Here is a 16,822-nt window from a genome sequence, read left to right on the forward strand (position 1 = left end):
CCGAAAACTCGACGTTTTCGGGGCCTTTCTCGCGGTTCGGGAGGTGTTTAGGCGAACCAGAGGGCCAGCTCGCGGGCCGCGGACTCGGGCGAGTCCGAACCGTGCACGAGGTTCTGCTGAACCTTCAGGCCCCAGTCCCGCCCGAGGTCGCCACGGATGGTTCCCGGTGCGGCCGTGGTGGGGTCGGTGGTGCCGGCCAGGGCGCGGAAGCCCTCGATGACGCGGTCGCCGGCAACACGCAGGGCCAGGATCGATCCGCTTTCCATGAATTCGACGAGCGGTTCGAAGAACGGCTTGCCGGCGTGCTCGGCGTAGTGCTCGGCGAGGAGCGAGCGCTCGGCCTGCACGAGCTTGATGTCGACGAGGGAGTACCCCTTCGCCTCGATCCGGCGAAGGATCTCGCCGGAGAGATTGCGGGCCACGCCGTCGGGCTTGACCAATACGAGTGTTTCCTGAACGTTCGTCATGAGTTCTCCTTGTTTTGTCTTTCGACGTTCTGTCTGTCGATCCGTGTGCCGGTGATCATGCAGTAGACCCACATGCCGGCGAAGAGTGCCCCGACGAAGAACATCGCCGGGTTGAGGAATCCGGTGGCGACGACGACGACCTGGACTGCCCAACCGATCAGGTAGGCCCAATTGAACCGTAGCAACCCGAGGGTGGCGACCATGATCAGGCAGAGCAACGCTCCACCGCCCAGGGTGACCCAGGCTGGTAGATCGCTCAGCCCGAAGATCACCAGGGTGGCCAGGAACACCACGATCAGCTCGAAGCCGAGCACGATCGAGGCGAGTGAGCGTCGAACCGATCCGCTTCTCATGTGGTCATCCAGTCCCCCGCGTCGGCCAACGCGACGGCGTCACCGACGAGGGTGATCGACCCGGCGACGAGCACGGCGCGCTTGGGGGCGTCCTGGGCCCAGCCGCGAGCTGCGTCGAGGGCCTGGGCGAGGTCGCCGAACCTGAACGTGTCCGCGTCGCCGACGTGTTCAGCGACGAGGTCGGCGAGGTCGTCGACCGGGATCGCCCGCTCGGAGTGTGACTGGGTCACGTGGAAGCGGGTCACGGCGGGACGCAGGGCCTCGATGATGCCCGCGGCGTCCTTGTCGGCGAGGATGCCGACGACCACGACGATCTCGTCGAAGTCGAAATAGCTCTCCAGCGCCGCGGACAGGGCCAGGGCCCCGTGCGGGTTGTGCGCGGCGTCGACGAGCACTGTCGGCTCGATGCCGACCAGCTGCAGCCGTCCGGGCGAGGTCGCGGTGGCGAGTCCTTCCACCAGGATGTCTTCGACCAGGGCCTGGCTGCCCGCGCCGAGGAACGACTCGACGGCGGCGATGGCCACGGCGGCGTTCTGGGCCTGGTGGGTGCCGTAGAGCGGCAGGAACAGTTCGGAGTAGGTGCCGGCGATGCCGCGCACGGAGATGAGCTGGCCGCCGACGGCCACGTGGCTGGCGAGGAGGGCGAATTCGCTGCCCTCGCCCACCAGGGTCGACTCGGTGAGCTCGGCGGCCCGGGTCAGCTCGGTCATGGCCTCCGGCGGCTGCGCTGCGGTCACGACGGCCGCCGCGGGCTTGATGATGCCGGACTTGGTGCGCGCGATCTCGGCGATGGTGCTGCCGAGCCGCTTGGTGTGGTCCAGGGCAATCGGGGTGAACACGGCCACCTGGCCGTCGGCGACGTTGGTGGAGTCCCATTCGCCGCCCATGCCGACCTCGAGCACGACCACGTCGACCGGCGCATCCGCGAAGCAGGCGAAGGCCAGAACGGTGAGGGCCTCGAAGAAGGTGAGGGGTTCGTCACCGGCGGTGGCGAGTTCGGCGTCGACCATGAGCAGGTAGGGCTGGATGTCGGCCCAGTTCGCGGCCAGGGCCTCGTCGGTGATGGACTGCCCGTCGATCACGATGCGTTCGTTGAGTCGCACGAGGTGCGGGCTCACCAGCAGGCCGGTACGCAGGCCGTAGGCGCGCAGGATGCTCTCGATGATGCGGCTGGTGCTGGTCTTACCGTTCGTGCCGGTCACGTGGATGATCGGGTACGAGTTCTGCGGGTCGCCGAGCAGTTCGACCGCCCGGCGGGTCGCCTGCAGCCGCGGCTGGGGAGATCCCTCGCCCACCCTTTCGAGCAGTGCGGCGAGCACGGCGTCGCCGGCGTCACGGAATTCGTCGGGGTAGTAATCGTCAGACATTGATGGTTCCTTTGTCGCGGGCGACGGCAACGATGACCGGTCCGTGGTTCGCGTAGTGGTTGGCCTCGAAGCGCACGTAGTGCTCCACGATCGAGCCGGTCAGACCGGGCAGCCATTCGGACGGGGTGCCGCCGGCATCGGCCGGTGCCGAGTGCGTGCTGAACCGGATGGCCAGGGTTTCGCCGGCGACGTCGACGCCTGTCGCCAACGAGAAGGTGGCGGCGTCGGCCTCGTCGAAGAAGACCAGGTCCAGGCGGATGCGGTCACTGACCTCGAAACCGGCCGACTTGCGGGTGTCCTGCACGGCGCGGATGAGGTCGCGGGCCAGGCCCTCCGCCTCGAGTTCGGGCGTGGTGGTGGTTTCCAGCAACACGAATCCGCCGCCGGCGAGCAGGGCGAGCGCCGAACTGTTCAGCACCGACTCGGCGTCCGCGGCCGTGGAGGCGGCCTGCAGTTCCAGTTCGTACTCCCCCGCGACCAGTTCGATGCCGCCGGCAGTGACGACACCGTCGGTTTCGGACCAGTCGCCGGTGCGGGCGGCCTTGATGACCTGCTGCACCTGCTTGCCCAGGCGCGGGCCGGCGGCGCGGGCGTTCACCGTGAGCTTGGAGGTGATGCCGTAGCTCTCAGCGCTGTCGGCCTCCTGCTCGACCAGCGTCACGGCCTTGACGTTCAGCTCGTCGCGCAGGATGCCCTCGAAGCCGGCCAGGGCGGACGCGGCGGTGGTGACCACGGTGAGGTTCGCCAGGGGAAGCCGCACCCTCAGGCCGGCCTTCTTGCGCAGCGACAGCACTGTGGAGCTGACCAGGCGCACCTGGTCCATGGCCGTGACCAGGCCGGGGTCGGCCGGGAACACCGTGGCGTCAGGCCAGTCGGTGAGGTGCACGCTGCGTCCGCCGGTCAGGCCCTGCCAGATGCGTTCGCTGATCAGCGGCAGCAGCGGCGCGGCTACGCGGGTCACGGTTTCGAGCACCGTGTACAGGGTGTCGAAGGCATCCGCTCCGGTGCCGTCGGCGGTGACGCCGGCCCAGAACCTGTCGCGTGACCGGCGCACGTACCAGTTGGTCAGCACGTCCGCGAAGTCGCGCAGGCGCGAGGCGGCGAGGGTGCTGTCGAGGCGTTCGAGGTCGCCGGTGACGTCCTCGATGAGGTCGCGGGTCTTGGCCAGCAGATAGCGGTCGAGCACATCGGTGGAGTCGGTGCGCCAGGTGGCGGTGTAGTCGGTGGCGTTGGCGTAGAGCGAGAAGAAGTACCAGGTGCTCCACAACGGCAGCAGCATCTGGCGGGTGCCCTCACGGATGCCCTCCTCGGTGACGATGAGGTTGCCGCCACGCAATACCGGGGAGCTCATCAGGAACCAGCGCATGGCGTCGGAGCCGTCGCGGTCGAAGACCTCGTTGACGTTGGGGTAGTTGCGCAGCGACTTGCTCATCTTCTGGCCGTCGTTGCCGAGCACGATGCCGTGGCTGACCACGTTCTTGAACGCGGGCCGGTCGAACAGGGCGGTCGAGAGCACGTGCAGCAGGTAGAACCAGCCGCGGGTCTGGCCGATATATTCCACGATGAAGTCGGCCGGGTTGTGGCTGTCGAACCACTCCCGGTTTTCGAACGGGTAATGCACCTGCGCGAACGGCATCGAGCCGGAGTCGAACCAGACGTCCAGGACATCCTCGATGCGTCGCATGGTGGACTGCCCGGTGGGGTCGTCGGGGTTGGGCCGGGTGAGCTGGTCGATGTAGGGGCGGTGCAGGTCGGTGGGGCGCACGCCGAAGTCCGCTTCGAGTTCATCGAGCGAACCGTAGACGTCGATGCGCGGGTAGGCGGGGTTGTCGCTCTTCCACACCGGGATCGGGGAGCCCCAGTACCGGTTGCGGCTGATCGACCAGTCCCGGGCGTTGCCGATCCACTTGCCGAACTGGCCGTCCTTGACGTTCTCCGGAACCCAGTTGACCTCTTGGTTGAGGTCGACCATACGATCGCGGAAGTCGGTGACCCTGACGAACCAGCTCGACACGGCCTTGTAGATCAGCGGATTGCGGCAGCGCCAGCAGTGCGGGTAGGAGTGTTCGTAGCTGGCCTGGCGCAGCAGCCGGCCCTGCGACTTGATCAGCTGGGTGAGCGGCTTGTTGGCGTCGCTCCAGAGCTGACCGGCGACCTCGGTGACGGCGGGCAGGAATTTTCCGCCGTCGTCCAGCGAGAGGATGACCGGGATGCCGTAGGCCTGGCAGACCGTCTGGTCCTCCTCGCCGTAAGCGGGAGCCTGGTGCACGATGCCGGTGCCGTCGGAGGTGGTGACGTAGTCGGCGACCACGAAGCGCCAGGCGTTCTGGGTGCCCCACTCGCTCTCATCGGCGTAATAGTCGAACAGACGGTCGTAGGAGACGCCTTCAAGGTCGCGGCCGGTGATGGTGCGGCTGATGGCGGCCGTCGCGTCGGCGGCGCTCTCGTAGCCGAGGTCCTTGGCGTAGCTGCCGACCAGGTCGATGGCCAGCAGGTACTCGGCGCCGAGCACCTCGGTGGTGGGATCGGGTGCGCCGGCCTGCTCGCGCAGCACCTCGGCATCCGGCGTGCCGTTGGGGCCGGCGGGAACGACGGCGTAGACGATTTCGGGGCCGACGGCCAGGGCGAGGTTGGTCGGCAGGGTCCAGGGGGTGGTGGTCCAGGCAAGGGCCCGAACGGCGGTGAGGCCGAGGGTCTCGGCCTTGGCGCCGACCAGGGGGAAGGTGACCGTGACCGTCTGGTCCTGGCGCATTTTGTAGACGTCATCGTCCATGCGCAGTTCGTGGTTGGACAGCGGGGTCTGGTCCCGCCAGCAGTACGGCAGCACCCGGTAGCCCTCGTAGGCGAGGCCCTTGGTGTGCAGTTCCTTGAACGCCCAGATCACCGACTCCATGAAGGTGATGTCGAGGGTCTTGTAGTCGTTTTCGAAGTCGACCCAGCGGGCCTGGCGGGTGACGTACTTCTCCCAGTCCTTGGTGTATTCGAGCACCGATTCGCGGGCGACGGCGTTGAACGCGGCCAGGCCCATCTCTTCGATCTGGCTCTTGTCGGTGATGCCGAGCTTCCGCTCGGCCTCCAGCTCGGCGGGCAGACCGTGGGTGTCCCAGCCGAACCGGCGGTGCACCTGCTTGCCGCGCATGGTCTGGAAGCGCGGGAACAGGTCCTTGGCGTACCCGGTGAGCAGGTGGCCGTAGTGCGGCAGGCCGTTGGCGAAGGGCGGGCCGTCATAGAAGACCCACTCCGGCGCTCCCTCGCGGTTGTCGATGGAGGCCTGGAAGGTGCCGTCCTTCTCCCAGAAGTCCAGCACCTCGCCTTCGATCTGCGGGAAGTTCGGTGAGGGAACGACGGCTGCGTCCAAGTGGGCCGGGTCGGCGTCGGGGAGGCCGAACGCGTTGTCTGTGGGCTGCTGCGGGTACGTCATGCTTCTCCTGGACGAGGCGGTGTTGAGTCGCTGGCCTATTCCACGAGGACGCTCGCCCCGACAGGACGTTGCGCGGTACCACCTCGCTTGCCGTTCCTGGAAGTAGCGAACGACCGCTCAAACTAAGGCTGTGACGGGCCCGACCCGTTCGGCTCTACTTGTCGAGAACGTGCCGGGGCACGAACACGACGTTCTTCCGAAGACTCCCCGGTGATAGCCGGATCTACGTCTGTGAATCACTATCGATCAATACTATCCTGTCAGGAATCCTGAACCCGGTCGAGAACCGGGTGGAATCCCGCGCAGACCGGCGAGATCGCCACATCAACGTATCCGGCCAGCTCCCCGCGGCCCACGCCGGCGGCGGCCCACTCCCTGGCGGCCGCGACCGCCGCCGCCACCACCGCGGTCGAGAACGCCCGTCCGGCGAGATCGGCCAGGGCGGCCTGCCCCGGCCTGGCGCCGACGTACTCGTGCACGAGACCCACTTGCACGAGAAATCTGGCCAGCGCGGATGCTTCCAGCTCACTGCTCGTCGCCATCAACTCGTACTGGGTGAGCGCCCAGGGCACCCGACCGGGTCCGAACCCCGCGGCCACCCGCAGCAGAGCCTGTCGCACCGACTCGGTGACCGGGGCGGCCCTGTCGCAATCGGCGAGGGTGGCGGGCAGAACGGCCAGGCCCGCATCGACATCCACCCAGAGCAGATCGCTCTTGGCCGAGAAGTAATTGAAGAAGGTGTTGCGGCTCACCCCGGCCCGCCGGGCGATGTCTCCGATCGTGGTACCGGCGTAGGTCTGCTCCAGGAACAGCTCCGCCGCGGCCTCTTCGAGCATGGCCCGGGACGACGCCTGGGGTCGACCGGGGGGACGGGAATCGGACACGGCTCTCCTGTGTTCTACGATGAGACTCAACACATCATGTTTTTGTACTGAGTCCAATAATGCCACAGCAGGCTTCCCCCGTATTTCCCCTGAACCGCACCGCTTTCGTGAAAAGAGACCGCCGCATGCCCCGTCCGGGAATCGTTCCTTCGCGCTCCACCACCCTCGCCGCACTGGCCGGTGCGGCCGCCCTCGGCCTCGCCCTGACCGGCTGCACGAGCGCCGCGTCCTCCGGAGGCAGCGACGAGCCCACCAGCGGTGGAACCCTGACCTACGCATCCGGTGACGCCGAGCCCACCTGCCTGGACCCCCACGTCGGCGGCAACTACCCGCAGGCCCTGGTCAGCTCCCAGTTCCTGGAATCCTTGGTCTCCCTCGACGCCGACGGCGCCATCATCCCGTGGCTGGCCGACAGCTGGACGGTGAGCCCCGACGGCCTCTCCTGGGAGTTCACGCTGAAAGACGGCGTGACCTTCACCGACGGCACCCCGCTGGACGCCGCCGCGGTGCAGGCCAACATCGCGCACCTTCAGGACCCGGAGACCGGTTCATCGACCGGATACCTGGCCCTGGCCAAGGTCACCGGTACCGAAGCCGTCTCGGATTCCGTGGTGCGGCTTACCCTGGCCCAGCCGGACAGTGCCCTGCTCGAGTCGCTCGCCCAGCCGTGGCTCGCCATCGAATCCCCCACCGCGCTCATGCGCAGCCAGGACGAGAACTGCGCCGCACCGGTGGGCACCGGACCGTTCATCGTCGACTCCTGGGTGAAGCAGAACGCCATCACCCTGGTGCGAAACGAGGACTACAGCTCTCCCCCGGCCGATGCCGAGCACGACGGGCCGGCGTACCTGGAAGAAATCGTCTGGCGCTTCATCCCGGACTCGGCCTCCAGGTACGCCGCCCTGCAGGCCGGCGAGGTCGACGTGATCGACAACGCCCAGCCCGACACCATCAGCCAGGCGGAGGCCAGCGACACCATCGTTCACCTCGACGCGCCGCGCCCCGGCGCCTCGAATCGCATCGAACTGAACTCCGGCAAGGCACCGTTCAACGACGCCGCGGTTCGCGAAGCGTTCATCCGCTCGGCCAACATCGACGACGCCGTTGCGTCGTTGTTCCAGGGCAGCGCCGAACGGTCCTCCTCCGCACTGTCCAGCGTCGAACCGCTCGGGGTGTCCAGGCCGGATCTGTTCGATTACGACCCTGACGCCGCCGCCAAGCTTCTCGACGGTGCCGGGTGGGCAGAGAAGGACTCCGACGGCTACCGGGTCAAGGACGGCGTGCGGCTCACCGTGGTCTTCCCGGTCAGCACCAACCAGTCCATCCCCGCCGAGCAGTCGCTGTTCGAACAGATCCAGGCGACGGCCAAGGAGACCGGGTTCGACGTTCAGCTGACCAAGCTGGACCTCTCCAGCTGGTACACCGCCCTGGGCAGCAACGCGTACGACGCCGTCAGCGCGCCGTACACCAAGATCGGCCCCGACGTGCTGCGAATCCTGTTCCACTCCGACGGCATCACCCCGGCGCCCAGCGGCTACTTCGCCAACCACGCCCAGGTGAACGATCCCGAACTGGACTCGCTCCTCACCGAGGCGAACCAGGTCTCGACAGGCTCGACCAACGGTGGTGACGCCGACCAGCGCGCCGCGCTGTACGAGGACGCTCAGGACCTGATCCTGGAGGGCTTCTACATTCTGCCGCTCTACGACCAGCAGAATCACTTCCTGCTCGGCACGGCGGTCGAGGGCGCTCGCGCGCTGCCGACGGTGTCGACGCCGGCGTTCTACGACGCGTGGCTGAACCGCTGACGACAGCCGCCCGGCGGGGCGCACGGCCTCGGCTCCGAGGTCTCGCCCGGCGACTCGCCGGCGCGGTCTTCGTGCTGTGGGCCGTCGCCACCGTCACGTTTTTCGCCGTGCGACTGATCCCGGGCGACCCTGCCGAGGCGATCCTCGGCGGTCCGGGCTCGCAGACCTCACCGGAGGCGCTCGCGGCGGTGCGCGCCGAGTACGGGCTCGACCAGCCGCTGCTGGTGCAATATCTGCAGCAGCTGGGCCGCCTGGCCACCGGCGACCTCGGCCGGTCCTATGCGCTCAACATGGATGTCGGCCCGCTCGTGCTCAGCCAGATCGGCGGCACCCTGGTCCTGGCCGTTCTCTCGCTCGCGGTCGCCTGGCTGATCGCCCTCGTCCTGGCCACGTGGTCCACCGGGCGCGGCCGCCTCGCGGCCCGGATCGGCACCGGCCTCGAGATCGTCGCTGCGGCTCTGCCGCACTTCTGGCTGGCCACCACGCTCATCGTGGTCTTCAGCGTCTGGTGGGGGGTGCTGCCGCCGATCAGCACCGCGGATGCCCGAGGCCTGGTCCTGCCCGTCGTCACCCTGGCCATCCCCCTGGCTGGATTCCTCGGCCAGGTCATGCGGGAGAGCCTGAACACCGCCCTGGAATCACCGTTTGTGCTCTCGGCCAGGGCCAGGGGGGAAAGCGACCGCGGGGTGCTCTGGCGGCACGCCCTGCGGCACGCCGCACTGCCCGCGATCAGCCTGTCCGGCTGGGCGTTCGGCTCCCTGATCAGCGGCGCCGTGGTGGTCGAGACGATCTTCGCCAGGCCCGGCCTCGGCCGCACCCTGCTCAACGCCGTCACCGTTCGCGACGTTCCGGTGGTGGTCGGCGTGGTGATGGTGGTCGCTCTGGCCTACATCCTGATGACTATCGTCACCGACCTCGCGTCCGGCCTGGCCGACCCACGACCCACCGAGATCGGGAACGGAGGGCTCTCGTGAGCGAACTGGAGATTCAGGCGTCGGCGACCGGTCGCAGTGCCGGCCGCTCCCCGGCATCCGCCCCCGGCGGGTTCGGCAGCATGCGGGTCTCCGTGGTGGAACTCGCTGCCGTGCTGGTGGCCATGCTGCTGCTCACCGCGGCGATCGCGCCGCGCCTGCTCGCCCCCGGCGACCCGCTCGCCATCGACCCGCTGGCCGCGTTCGGCGCCCCGTCGTGGGACCACTGGTTCGGCACCGACGAATCGGGCCGGGACATCTACACCCGCGTCGTCGACGGCGCCAGGGACTCACTCCTGATCGGCCTCACCGCCACCGTGATCGGGCTCGGCCTCGGTGCGGTCCTCGGCACGATCGCCGGCACCCTCGGCGCGGCCGTGGACTTCACGGTCAACAGGTTCCTCGAGGTGCTGTTCGCGTTTCCCGGGCTGCTGCTGGCGCTGCTGTTCATCCTGGTGTTCGGTCCGGGTCCGGGCAGCGCCATTGTGGCGGTGGGGCTCTCCACGGCGCCGGGCTACGCGCGCATCATCCGAGCCCAGCTGCTGCGGGTGCGGTCCTCGGCGTTCGTGGAGGCCGCCACCGTGCAGGGCCTCGGTCGCGGCCGGATCCTGGCCAGGCACATCCTGCCCAATACGCTGGCGCCGCTGTTCGTTCTCGGCACCCTGGGAATCGGTCAGGCCATCGTCTGGGCCGCCGCGCTGAGCTACCTGGGGCTGGGCGCGCAACCGCCGGCCGCCGAGTGGGGCGCCATGCTCTCCGCCGGCCGCACCTACATCACCTCGGCCTGGTGGATGAGCTTCTTCCCCGGTCTGTTCATCGTGATCACCGCTGTGTGCGCGACGACCCTCGGCCGCTCGATCGAACGACGGATGAGGCACGCATGAGCGCCACGGATTCACGCAGCGCCGGCCCGCATCCGGCGGTCGCCCTGCGGGTGCGCAATCTCCGGGTGGGTTTCGGCGATGCGTCCGCCGCCGATGTCGTGCGCGGCGTCTCGTTCGAGCTCCGCGCCGGCGAATGCCTGGCCATCGTGGGCGACTCCGGTTCGGGGAAGAGCGTCACCGCGCGGAGCATCCTCGGACTGGCCGGCACCGCCGCTCGGGTCAGCGCCGACGAGCTCAGCCTCGCCGGCGAGTCCGTGCTCGGGTTGTCGGAGGCAGCCTGGCGCCGCCGCCGCGGCCGGGACGTGGGTCTGGTGCTGCAGGACGCCCTTGCCTCCCTCGACCCGCTCCGCCCGATCATTCGCGAGATCGGCGACTCGCTGCGCCTGCACACCCGCCTCGACCAGAGCGAACGCAGCCGCAAGGTCCTCGAGATCCTCGCCGCCGCAGGACTGGCGCAGCCGGAGCTCTACGCGGGCCGGCGCTCCGGGGAGCTCTCCGGCGGCCAGCGCCAGCGGGCGCTGATCGCCGCCGCCCTCGCCCTCGATCCCCCGCTGTTGGTGGCCGACGAACCTACGACGGCCCTCGACGTGACCGTGCAGGCCCAGGTGCTCGACCTGCTCGAGCAGGTGCGGGCCCGGGGCACGGCCATCGTGCTGATCAGCCACGACCTCGCCGTGGTGAGCCGCATCGCCGACCGGATCGCGGTGATACACGAGGGCCGCATCATCGAGACCGGCACAACGGCCGAGGTGCTGCAGAACCCCCGGCACGCCGAGACCAGGCGGATGCTGGCCGCGGTTCCCGTGGACAGGCCGCGCGGGTCCCGGCTCGCGCCGGCGACGGCCGTGCGGGAGCCCGTCGTGGCGCACCCGCCCGCGCGCGTCCCCGAGCACCTGGCCGAGCGGGTCCCCGTCAGCGTTGCGTCCCGCACCCCGGCGGCAAAGCCCGTTGCGGAACCGGTCATCGCCCTGGAGGCCATCGGGCTGTCCAAGTCGTTCCGTGGCCCGCACGGCACCGTGCACCGCGCCGTCGACGAGGTGTCTTTCCGGCTGCCTCGGGGAAGCACCCTGGGCATCGTGGGCGAGTCCGGCTCCGGTAAGACCACCACCGCCAGGCTCGCCCTCGCGCTCACGGCCGCCGACACCGGTGAAGTGCGCCTGCTCGGCGAGGCGTGGAGCACGCTGCCCGAACGCGACCGCCGGGCCAGGCGGCCCCTGGTCGGCGCCGTCTACCAGGACGTGCTGGGCTCATTCGACCCCCGGTTGAGCGTGCGCGAGATCCTCCACCATGCCGTCGCCGCAACCGCCGGGAGCAGCGCCGGAGGAGGTTCGGCGGGGCGCCGCGCCATGGCCGCCCGGGTGTCCGCACTTCTTGACGATGTCGGCCTAGCCGAGTCCCTGTTGGAGCGCCGGCCCACCGACCTCTCTGGCGGGCAACGCCAGCGGGTGGGCATTGCCCGGGCGCTGGCCTCCACCCCCCAGATCCTGATCTGTGACGAACCCGTTTCGGCGCTGGATGTGAGTGTGCAGGCCCAGGTCCTCGACCTGCTCGACGAACTGCAGCGTGAGCTGAAGCTGAGCCTGCTGTTCATCTCCCACGACCTCGGGGTGATCCAGCACGTCAGCGACACGGTGGCCGTAATGCAGAATGGTCGGGTCGTCGAGACCGGCACCGCCGCCGAAGTGTTCACGGCACCGACGCATCCGTACACGCAAGCGCTGCTCGCGGCGGTGCCCCGCCTGCACTGAACCCGCGTCCCCGAAGCCCCTCCCTGAACCCGCGGGTACCCTACGCTGAGCCATGTGTTCTCCATCGTGACCTCAACGCTTCGGCTGGCCGCCTCCAGGTGGCCGGTCCTGCTGGCGTTGTATCTGGCCGGATGGCTAGCGCGGTACCTCGTGATCGAGGTCGCCGCCCTGGTCGGGACCACGGACGCCCTGACCGCGTTCCTCATCATGCCCGTCGCTATCCTCGCCCGGCTGGCGAGCTTCATCGGTATGTTCCTGGTGCTGCGACAAGGGATGCCCGCCTTCGACGATCTCGCCAAGGCCGGCGACGACGCCATCGACCGCACCGAGGACGCCCCGGTCACCACGCGTCCCAGCATGCAGGACCTGTTCCTGGCCAGTGTCCTGCCGTTCTTCGCCTTCTACGCCGCCTGGCAGTTCCTGGCGGAGGACACCCTGCAGTACGCGGCCTCGGCACTGGCCAAGATCAACCCGTTCGACGACACCGACAACTCGGCCGGGGTGCTCAACCTCGAGCTCACCTGGGCCTCTGCGACGGCGATCGCTGTCGCATTCACCGGGCGATTCCTGCTCAAGCGGTACAGCGCCAGACTGCCGCGCTGGAGTGCCGTGGTGACCGTGTACCTCGAGGCCGTCTGGGTCTATCTCACCCTGTTCCTGATCAGCAACTACCGTGACGACTTCGAGTCGTGGGTCGCCAACCGGGCGGCGATGCACTGGATAGCAGATCTGCGCGCCGCGCTGGGAGACGTCTTCGCCCCCATCGGGGTCGCCTGGGACGGCATCGCCTGGGCGATCGGCGAGGCCGGCGCCCTCGTGCTGCTCCCCGTAGCCTGGCTCGCGCTCGCGGGCATCGTCTACGGCCGGGCCCTCACCACGGGCCCACTGCTCATCAGGGTGCCGCAGAACCGTTACTCCGACCGGGTGCGCATCCGCTATGCCCGCGTGCCCAGGGCCGTCTCCCGCCGATTTGCGGATGTCGGCACCGGCTTCGTGGGCCGCTGGAAGCCGCTCGCGAACGCCCTGACGTTGGTGTGGCGGGCCGGGGTGGTTCCGATGGGTATTTTCGTGCTCGCCTACACCGTGATCGAAGCCGCCGGGGCCTGGATCGGGTTCGGCGCGACCCGGCTGATCGGTGCCCACGACCTCGTGACGTGGTGGATGATCGTCGACGACGGCCTTATCTTCGCCATCGAAGTCCTCCTCGAGCCGCTGCGCATCTGTCTCATCGCCGCCGGCTACGACTATTGCCTGCGCCGGTTGGGCGAGCGACGCCAGGCAGCCGCCCTCGCGGAACCTGTCAGCACGACCGCGTAACCCGCACCTGGCAGGTCAGTCCACGGCGAACCTGGCGTACTCGGGCAGGACGCCCGGGACGGAGATGTTGACGGTCAGGGACGAGGAGTCCCCCGCCTCGGCGGGCACCACGAACTCCGCCACGAAGGAATACCGGGTGCTCAGGTCTGAGCTGCAGGAGGTGAGCGACGGCCCTCCGGGGCCGAGGTCGATCGCACCCTGGCTGGCGTTCGACCAGCTCCGCGTCACGGTCCCGACACCGGATTCCTCCAGCCGTGCGGTGCACCCGTCCGGCACGCCATCCGGCCCTGTGCCCGTCGGGTCGACCTCGACCGTGACGGATATCAGGTCGGTGCCGGCCGGGAGGTCCCGTTCACGCCCGGCTGCGCTGTCTGCGCTGACCCTGTCGGTCGCCTCGATGCGCCACCGTGCGTTGCCGTACTCAAGCATTTCGCCCGCTGTGACGTTCACCGACCGGCTGGGCCCGTCCTCGACATACCGGATCCACTGGTTCGCGAACATGATCCCCAGCGTCGCCGGTAGGAGCACCAGAATGGCCAGCAACGCTCGGCCGTTCCGCCTCAGCCAACCCGCGCGCTCTCCGCCGCGACTCACCTGACGCCCCAATGGGGCAAGTCGACATCGATGCTCGGTTGCACGTCCAGTGCGGCCAGATCCACGGGCATCACAAGCAGGGAGTCGACGCGCGGGTCGGAATTCCTGGCGAGTTCGAGGGTGGCGCGTTCCGCAGCCGGAGCCGAGACGACGTCCGCGGGGAGTTCGAACATGAGCGGGCCGGTCAATGGGATGCCGGTGGCGGGCCTGCCTGAAACGAGCGTGGCGGTCCCCGGCCGGGTCGAGGCGCTGTATTCGGTGTCACCCACCCGCAGCACGGCCGTGCCGAGTGTCCTGTCCCGGTCTTCCACCACAGCCTCGACGCTGAGTTCGACAACAACCCAGACGCCCGGCGTGCTGCCGGCCCAGCCGTTTCCGGCGGTCACCGCCTCCGTGACAGCGACGGAATGCACGGTGGCGCGGAGGTCGCGCCCACTGGCCGGCTCCGTCAGCGTCGCCGGTACGACCATCGGTGAGTGTTGCAGCTCCCGGTTCGGCGTCGTGTGTAAGACGACCGACGCGACGGACAGGACGGCCAGCAGCGCCGCCCCGTTCGCGGCGTGCCGCCAGCGCGCGACCGGCGGGGTCATTCCGACACCCCGGCGCCGACGTCGCCCAGTTCCAGCTCAAGGGTGCCAGTCACGACGGGGTCGTCGTACAGTCCGCCGTAGGTGAGCTGGCCCTCGCTGATGAGCACGCGGTCGAGCAGCTGAACGTCGATGGAGTCACCCATCGCCACGGCGTCGCCGGCAACCTCCCAGATGAATACCACCTCGACGGGCACGCCGGGTTGCGCGAACACTTCGCCGCTGCCGTCGTCGATCACCAGGACGCGGGTCGGCGGCTCGGCCTCGGGCAGGCCGGGCACCCCGCCCACCCGGATCCTGTCCGACTCGGCCGTGCCCAGTCGGATGGCCTCCGTGGTGGTGTTGTCCACCATCGCCCGTACGACGAGCAGCCGGTTGCCCTCGGCCGGAACGAGCAATTGCTCAGGAAAGGCGTCGATGAGCAGCGCCTGGCTGACGGTGACCGTGAGCTCGGATCCGACGTGGCGTTCACCCGCCGCGATGACCGGGGCAGCCTGGACCGGTGCGTCAGCGAGGCCGCCGAACACGGCCGACAGCCCGAGGAGCACGGTCGTCAGTGCGGTCAGGAGCCACTTAGTCGGCAGCCGGTCGGCGAACCCGGGGATACGCTCCCGCCAGAAGGCGGGCCTGGGCGGCGGGGTCGGGGTCGCGCCTGGAGAATCGGGCGGGGCTGCCGCTGAATCATCCGGCACTGAATCCCCCTCGGTAGGCCATGGGGACATCGTAGCGAGCGAAGGGACCGTTGATGCGTCCAGCCCGCTACTCCTCCACAGGCGGCCGGTTTGAGGACCTTTCCGCACCCGGTTCTGGAGGGGCTGGAGTGTCGGTGGTCGGTGCGATTATCGGGGTATGAGCAGCCCAGCTGAGCAGTTCCCGACCGACCCGGAGGACCCGGGTCACGATGCCCGCAGCAACGCGGGCGGACCCGATCCCAGCCCGAATCTCAACCCGAAGCACAGCCCTGAAGCAGGTGCCGATGCCGGTGCCGCCGCGCAGGCCCACCGGCGCCGCCGCAGCCTGCAGGAGCAGGCGCAGGCCACCCTCGCGCGGAAGGTCGCGAAGGTGAAGAGAGCCCATCGCAAGATCGCGAAGGCGACCGCTAAACGTGCTCGCGCACTGGCCGAGCTGCAACGGTGGAGTAGCGACCCGGCCATCGCGAAACTGCTCAACCCCGACTACGCCGCCGAGTCGGCCCGGGGGCCGGTCCGCACCGACGCCGACGCGAGCCCGCGGAAGGTCGCGGCGTGGGAAGACCAGGAAATCGCCCGCCGCACGATCACGACCGAGGTCGCCTGCTCGCTGCGCCTGGCTGATCGCACGGCGGAGAACCTGATCGGTGAATCCTCCTTGTTCGCCGGCCCGATGCAGGCCACTTTGACGGCGATGAGTTCCGGCGAGATCAGTTACCGGCATGGCCAGGTGTTGATGGAGCAGCTCAGCTTCCTCCCGCTCGAGGAGGCCGCCGAGTTCGAAGCGAGGTTGCTGCCCGTGGCGAAAGACCTCACGGTCGGCAAGCTCGCGGTGAAGGCCCGGCGGATGCGGGAGCGGGCGCACCCGGAGACCCTGACCCAACGGGCCACCGCCGCGGTTGCCGAACGCGGGGTCTGGTGGGAGGGTCGGGCCGATGGCATGGGCACTCTGACCTGGTACGGCACCGCGGTGCAAACCCAGGCCGCACTCGACAGGTTGACCAGCATCGTCGAAACCACCCAGGCCTTAGAACGACACGACGCGTCGATTCCCGAGATGGACCGGCGCACGATCGGCCAGATCTGCGCCGACGCGATGGCCGACCTGGTCCTGGACGGGGTCACCCCCGCCGGCACCGGCGGCGGCATCCGCGGCAGCGTGATGGTCACCGTCCCGGTCTTCACCCTGATGGGCCGAACCATGGAACCGGGATTCCTGGAAGGGTACGGGCCGATCCCGGCCGACACCGCCCGGGAGATCGCCGCCGGCTGCCCCAGCTTCATTCGGATACTCACCCACCCGGAGACCGGGGCCGTGCTTTCGGTCGGAAAAGAACACTACACAGCCCCCGCTGATATGCGCCGTTGGGTTGCGCTGCGGGACGGCACCTGCCGTTTCCCGGGCTGCACCCGGCCCGCATCCCGCAGCGATATCGACCACACCATCGCCCGAGAACACGGCGGACCTACCGACTTCGACAACCTGGCCCACCTCTGCCGCGCCCACCACCGGCTCAAACACCAAACACTATGGGCCGTGGTGCAAGAACCCGGCGGGGTGCTGCGCTGGACCTCCCCGGCCGGGGAAACCCACCGCACCTACCCCGAAACCACCCTCGGGCCACCACCCACCCTGGCCCCCACACCCAAACCACCAGCGACACCGGCACGGCCGCGGACAAGCGACCTGCCCGACGATCCGCCGTTCTGATCGGGCGGGTTCGGGCGAACT

Annotated in this window: 14 protein-coding genes; 6 read left to right on the top strand and 8 right to left on the bottom strand. The window is 69.0% G+C overall.

Going from position 1 to position 16,822, the window contains the following annotated elements:
- Positions 1-47: 47 nt before the first annotated feature.
- The 5 genes from ndk to C3B61_RS06395 all read right to left on the bottom strand — a co-directional run bounded on the left by ndk (position 48) and on the right by C3B61_RS06395 (position 6,492).
- Complete coding sequence (gene ndk / locus C3B61_RS06375) at positions 48-467, bottom strand: nucleoside-diphosphate kinase (RefSeq protein ID WP_088456374.1); 420 nt, start codon at positions 465-467, stop codon at positions 48-50.
- A complete protein-coding gene (locus C3B61_RS06380) occupies positions 464-820 on the bottom strand; it encodes a DUF4233 domain-containing protein (protein ID WP_103459903.1) in 357 nt (118 codons plus the stop codon). Before C3B61_RS06380 ends, ndk begins: the two co-directional genes overlap by 4 nt.
- Positions 817-2,187 (bottom strand): bifunctional folylpolyglutamate synthase/dihydrofolate synthase, encoded by a 1,371-nt coding sequence (locus tag C3B61_RS06385; protein ID WP_103459904.1) that lies wholly within the window; start codon positions 2,185-2,187, stop codon positions 817-819. The genes C3B61_RS06380 and C3B61_RS06385 overlap by 4 nt, the downstream gene beginning before the upstream one ends.
- Positions 2,180-5,608, bottom strand: a complete 3,429-nt coding sequence (ileS, locus tag C3B61_RS06390) for an isoleucine--tRNA ligase (protein ID WP_103459905.1) — start codon at positions 5,606-5,608, stop codon at positions 2,180-2,182. Before ileS ends, C3B61_RS06385 begins: the two co-directional genes overlap by 8 nt.
- A gap of 260 nt (positions 5,609-5,868) precedes the next feature.
- On the bottom strand, positions 5,869-6,492 hold the full coding sequence (locus tag C3B61_RS06395) for a TetR/AcrR family transcriptional regulator (protein ID WP_244285850.1): 624 nt from the start codon (positions 6,490-6,492) through the stop codon (positions 5,869-5,871).
- A gap of 125 nt (positions 6,493-6,617) precedes the next feature.
- On the opposite strand from C3B61_RS06395, the gene C3B61_RS06400 reads away from it, so the two are divergent.
- From C3B61_RS06400 to C3B61_RS06420, 5 genes are all read left to right on the top strand, one after another.
- Positions 6,618-8,300, top strand: coding sequence for an ABC transporter substrate-binding protein (locus tag C3B61_RS06400; protein ID WP_208858776.1), 1,683 nt, complete (start codon positions 6,618-6,620; stop codon positions 8,298-8,300).
- Positions 8,285-9,274, top strand: a complete 990-nt coding sequence (locus C3B61_RS06405) for an ABC transporter permease (protein ID WP_244285851.1) — start codon at positions 8,285-8,287, stop codon at positions 9,272-9,274. The genes C3B61_RS06400 and C3B61_RS06405 overlap by 16 nt, the downstream gene beginning before the upstream one ends.
- Before the next feature lie 80 nt (positions 9,275-9,354).
- A complete protein-coding gene (locus C3B61_RS06410) occupies positions 9,355-10,155 on the top strand; it encodes an ABC transporter permease (RefSeq protein WP_103460035.1) in 801 nt (266 codons plus the stop codon).
- Positions 10,152-11,903: a dipeptide ABC transporter ATP-binding protein gene (locus C3B61_RS06415; protein WP_103459907.1), complete on the top strand. Its 1,752-nt coding sequence runs from the start codon at positions 10,152-10,154 to the stop codon at positions 11,901-11,903. Before C3B61_RS06410 ends, C3B61_RS06415 begins: the two co-directional genes overlap by 4 nt.
- A gap of 54 nt (positions 11,904-11,957) precedes the next feature.
- Positions 11,958-13,220, top strand: a complete 1,263-nt coding sequence (locus C3B61_RS06420; RefSeq protein WP_103459908.1) for a hypothetical protein — start codon at positions 11,958-11,960, stop codon at positions 13,218-13,220.
- A 15-nt stretch (positions 13,221-13,235) separates the two neighbouring features.
- On the opposite strand, the gene C3B61_RS06425 is transcribed toward C3B61_RS06420, so the two are convergent.
- The 3 genes from C3B61_RS06425 to C3B61_RS06435 all read right to left on the bottom strand — a co-directional run bounded on the left by C3B61_RS06425 (position 13,236) and on the right by C3B61_RS06435 (position 15,093).
- Positions 13,236-13,721 carry a hypothetical protein gene (locus C3B61_RS06425; protein ID WP_133160239.1) on the bottom strand — a complete coding sequence of 162 codons (486 nt, stop codon included), beginning with the start codon at positions 13,719-13,721 and terminating at the stop codon, positions 13,236-13,238.
- An 89-nt stretch (positions 13,722-13,810) separates the two neighbouring features.
- A complete protein-coding gene (locus C3B61_RS06430) occupies positions 13,811-14,404 on the bottom strand; it encodes a hypothetical protein (RefSeq protein WP_103459910.1) in 594 nt (197 codons plus the stop codon).
- Positions 14,401-15,093, bottom strand: coding sequence for a hypothetical protein (locus C3B61_RS06435; protein ID WP_133160240.1), 693 nt, complete (start codon positions 15,091-15,093; stop codon positions 14,401-14,403). The genes C3B61_RS06430 and C3B61_RS06435 overlap by 4 nt, the downstream gene beginning before the upstream one ends.
- Before the next feature lie 157 nt (positions 15,094-15,250).
- Between C3B61_RS06435 and C3B61_RS06440 the strand changes: the two genes are divergently transcribed.
- Positions 15,251-16,801 carry an HNH endonuclease signature motif containing protein gene (locus C3B61_RS06440; protein WP_103459912.1) on the top strand — a complete coding sequence of 517 codons (1,551 nt, stop codon included), beginning with the start codon at positions 15,251-15,253 and terminating at the stop codon, positions 16,799-16,801.
- Positions 16,802-16,822 lie beyond the last annotated feature (21 nt).

This window comes from Cryobacterium zongtaii (assembly GCF_002909375.1).
Taxonomy (GTDB): domain Bacteria; phylum Actinomycetota; class Actinomycetes; order Actinomycetales; family Microbacteriaceae; genus Cryobacterium; species Cryobacterium zongtaii.

What these genes read in the sequence shown, in the direction of transcription:
- ileS (WP_103459905.1), bottom strand. Translation starts at nt 5,608, where the DNA reads ATGACGTACCCGCAGCAGCCCACAGACAACGCGTTCGGCCTCCCCGAC.
- C3B61_RS06430 (WP_103459910.1), bottom strand. Translation starts at nt 14,404, where the DNA reads ATGACCCCGCCGGTCGCGCGCTGGCGGCACGCCGCGAACGGGGCGGCG.
- ndk (WP_088456374.1), bottom strand. Translation starts at nt 467, where the DNA reads ATGACGAACGTTCAGGAAACACTCGTATTGGTCAAGCCCGACGGCGTG.
- C3B61_RS06425 (WP_133160239.1), bottom strand. Translation starts at nt 13,721, where the DNA reads ATGTTCGCGAACCAGTGGATCCGGTATGTCGAGGACGGGCCCAGCCGG.
- C3B61_RS06410 (WP_103460035.1), top strand. Translation starts at nt 9,355, where the DNA reads ATGCGGGTCTCCGTGGTGGAACTCGCTGCCGTGCTGGTGGCCATGCTG.
- C3B61_RS06415 (WP_103459907.1), top strand. Translation starts at nt 10,152, where the DNA reads ATGAGCGCCACGGATTCACGCAGCGCCGGCCCGCATCCGGCGGTCGCC.
- C3B61_RS06440 (WP_103459912.1), top strand. Translation starts at nt 15,251, where the DNA reads ATGAGCAGCCCAGCTGAGCAGTTCCCGACCGACCCGGAGGACCCGGGT.
- C3B61_RS06400 (WP_208858776.1), top strand. Translation starts at nt 6,618, where the DNA reads ATGCCCCGTCCGGGAATCGTTCCTTCGCGCTCCACCACCCTCGCCGCA.
- C3B61_RS06380 (WP_103459903.1), bottom strand. Translation starts at nt 820, where the DNA reads ATGAGAAGCGGATCGGTTCGACGCTCACTCGCCTCGATCGTGCTCGGC.
- C3B61_RS06385 (WP_103459904.1), bottom strand. Translation starts at nt 2,187, where the DNA reads ATGTCTGACGATTACTACCCCGACGAATTCCGTGACGCCGGCGACGCC.